Annotated in this window: 2 protein-coding genes; both read left to right on the plus strand. The window is 75.7% G+C overall.

Annotated features, from left to right (window positions below; genetic code table 11):
• The first annotated feature begins 130 nt into the window (after positions 1-130).
• Positions 131-1,564 carry an FGGY family carbohydrate kinase gene (locus ACFXAM_RS38325; RefSeq protein ID WP_380298527.1) on the plus strand — a complete coding sequence of 478 codons (1,434 nt, stop codon included), beginning with the start codon at positions 131-133 and terminating at the stop codon, positions 1,562-1,564.
• A gap of 100 nt (positions 1,565-1,664) precedes the next feature.
• Positions 1,665-3,071 carry a glutamate decarboxylase gene (locus ACFXAM_RS38330; protein ID WP_380298528.1) on the plus strand — a complete coding sequence of 469 codons (1,407 nt, stop codon included), beginning with the start codon at positions 1,665-1,667 and terminating at the stop codon, positions 3,069-3,071.
• Positions 3,072-3,106: the final 35 nt, after the last annotated feature.

A 3,106-nucleotide genomic window follows, 5' to 3' on the forward strand; every position in this document is an offset into this window, starting at 1 on the left:
CCCGGCGTGCCGGGGGGGGGGCGGGGGGGCCGCCGCCCCGCCGCCGCGGGGGGGGGGGGGGCGGCCCCGCCGGGCCCCCCCGGCCGGGGGGCCCCCCCCCCCGCACGCCCGCTGAGGCATGATCTCGACTATGGCCATCGTCGCGGGGATAGACAGCTCGACCGGTCGCACCCGGATCGTCGCGTGTGACGCCGGAACCGGCGCCGTCCTGCGGTCCGGCAAGGCCCCCCACCCCGCGCCCGACGAGCCCGACGCCCGGCCCGGCGAGGCCGACCCGCAGATGTGGCTGCACTCGCTCGGCGACGCGGCGGCCGGCGGCCTGCTGGAGGGCGTCCGGGCGATCGGCGTCAGCGCCCAGCAACACGGCATGATCGGCCTGGACGCCGGCGGCGTGCAGGTCCGGCCCGCGATCCTGTGGAACGACCCGCGCTCCAGCGGCGCCGCCGCGGCCCTGCTGGACGAGCTGGGCGGCCCGGCGGCCTGGACGGCGGCCATCGGCGCCGTCCCCAGCCCCGCGTACACGATCGCCAAGCTGCGCTGGCTGGCCGAGTTCGAACCGGCCAACGCCCGGCGGATCGCCGAGGTGCTGCTGCCGCACGACTGGCTGGTCTGGCAGCTGCTCGGCCACCCCAAGCGCCGCACCACCGACCGCGGCGACGCCTCCGGCACCGGCTACTGGTCCCCGGTCACCGGCGAGTACCGGCAGGACCTGGTCGAGCTGGCGCTCGGCCACGAGCTGAGGCTGCCGGACGTGCTCGGCCCCGCCGAGCCCGCCGGCCACACCCCCGAGGGCCTGCTGATCTCGGCCGGCACCGGCGACAACATGGCCGCCGCGCTCGGACTGGGCCTGGGCCCCGGCGACGCGGTGGTCTCGCTCGGCAGCTCCGGGACGATCTTCGCGGTGCACGAGCGGGCCGTGGTGGACGCCACCGGCCTGGTCTCCTCCTTCGCCGACGCCACCGGCCGCCACCTGCCGATGGTCGCCACCCTGAACGCCGCCCAGGTGCTCCGCTCCACCGCCGCCCTGCTCGGCCGCGACCTGGAAGGCCTCAGCGACCTCGCCCTGCAGTCCTCCCCCGGCGCCTACGGGCTGGTGCTGCTCCCCTACCTGGACGGCGAGCGGACGCCCGCGCTGCCGCACGCGGCCGGCACGCTGACCGGGATGCGGGCGGAGTCGATGGCCCCTCAGCACCTGGCCCGGGCCGCCGTCGAGGGCATGCTCTGCAACAGCGCGGACGCCCTGGACGTGCTGCGCGCCCGCGGCGTCGAGGTGAAGCGGGTCTTCCTGCTGGGCGCCGCCGGACGGCTGCCGGCGGTGCGGCACGTCGCTCCGCAGCTGTTCGGCGTGCCGGTGGTCGTCCCGCCGCCCGGCGCGCACGCGGCGCGCGGCGCGGCCCGGCAGGCGGCCTGGGCGCTGGCCGGGACCCCCGAGCCGCCGCGGTGGGACCTTCCGGAGGCCGTCACCGCGGCCCCGGACGCCGAGCACGACCTGCCGGTCGGCTCCGCGGTCCGCCAGCAGTACCGGGCCGCCCGCGAGCAGATCCACCCGGAGACGGCCGGCTGAGGGCCCCCGGGTCCGCGCCGGCGGTGAAGATGCGTCACCCGGAAACCGGTGGCAGCGTGGGAGACGACGCGGCCACCGCACGGAAGGGCGGCAGGATCCCATGGCACTGCACAAGGGGACCGGTGACGACCGCCGGCTGACCGTCGGCCCGTTCCTCGGCACCGCCGCCGACCCGCTCGGCGCGATGGAGCTGGCGCCCCCGCTGCACCGGCTCGCCGACGGCCCCGTCCCGGCCGACACGGCGTACCAGCTGATCCACGACGAACTGCTGCTGGACGGCAACGCGCGGCTCAACCTGGCGACCTTCGTCAGCACCTCGATGGAGGTGCAGGCCACCCGGCTGATGACCGAGTGTCTCGACAAGAACATGATCGACAAGGACGAGTACCCGCAGACCGCCGAACTGGAGCGGCGCTGCGTGTCCATCCTCGCCCACCTGTGGCACGCCCCCGACCCGGACGCCGCCGTCGGCTGCTCCACCACCGGATCCAGCGAGGCCTGCATGCTGGCCGGCCTGGCGCTCAAACGGCGCTGGATCCGCCGCAACGCCGAGCGCTACGCGGCCGGTGCCCGGCCCAACCTGGTGATGGGCGTCAACGTGCAGGTCTGCTGGGAGAAGTTCTGCACCTTCTGGGAGGTCGAGGCCCGCACCGCGCCGATGGACGGCGAGCGCTTCCACCTCGGCCCCGAGCAGGCGGTGGAGCTCTGCGACGAGAACACCATCGGTGTGGTCGCCGTGCTCGGCTCCACCTTCGACGGCTCCTACGAGCCGGTCGCGGAGATCTGCGCCGCGCTCGACGACCTCCGGCAGCGCACCGGCCTGGACGTCCCGGTGCACGTGGACGGCGCCTCCGGCGGCATGATCGCGCCGTTCCTGGACGAGGACCTGGTCTGGGACTTCCGGCTGCCGAGGGTCGCCTCCGTCAACACCTCCGGCCACAAGTACGGGCTGGTCTACCCGGGCGTCGGCTGGGCGCTGTGGCGGGACCACGAGGCGCTGCCCGAGGAGCTGGTGTTCAAGGTCAACTACCTGGGCGGCGAGATGCCGACCTTCGCGCTGAACTTCTCCCGGCCCGGCGCCGAGGTGATCGCCCAGTACTACGTCTTCCTGCGGCTCGGGCGGGCCGGCTTCCGGGCCGTCCAGGGGGCCTGCCGGGAGGTGGCGCAGTACCTGGCCGACGGGATCGAGGGGCTCGGCGGCTTCCGGCTGCTGACCCGCGGCGACCAGCTGCCGGTGTTCGCGCTCACCACGACGGACGAGGTGCCGTTCGACGTCTTCGACGTGTCGCGGCGGCTGCGCGAGCGCGGCTGGCAGGTCCCGGCGTACACCTTCCCGGCCAACCGGGAGGACCTCGCGGTGCTGCGGGTGGTCTGCCGCAACGGCTTCTCCCGCGACCTCGCGGACCTCCTGCTGGGCGACCTCGAACGGCTGCTGCCGGAGCTGCGGCGCCAGCCGGTCCCGCTCAAGGACCTCGGGGTGCCGGCCAGGACGGCCTTCCACCACTGACACCCCGCGGACCCCGCGGACGCGGGGGCGGGTGG

The sequence above is a fragment of the Kitasatospora sp. NPDC059462 genome (assembly GCF_042749955.1).
GTDB lineage: Bacteria > Actinomycetota > Actinomycetes > Streptomycetales > Streptomycetaceae > Kitasatospora.

Bases quoted from the DNA above. Each gene is read 5' to 3' on its own strand.
- ACFXAM_RS38330 (WP_380298528.1), top strand. From the start codon at position 1,665: ATGGCACTGCACAAGGGGACCGGTGACGACCGCCGGCTGACCGTCGGC.
- ACFXAM_RS38325 (WP_380298527.1), top strand. From the start codon at position 131: ATGGCCATCGTCGCGGGGATAGACAGCTCGACCGGTCGCACCCGGATC.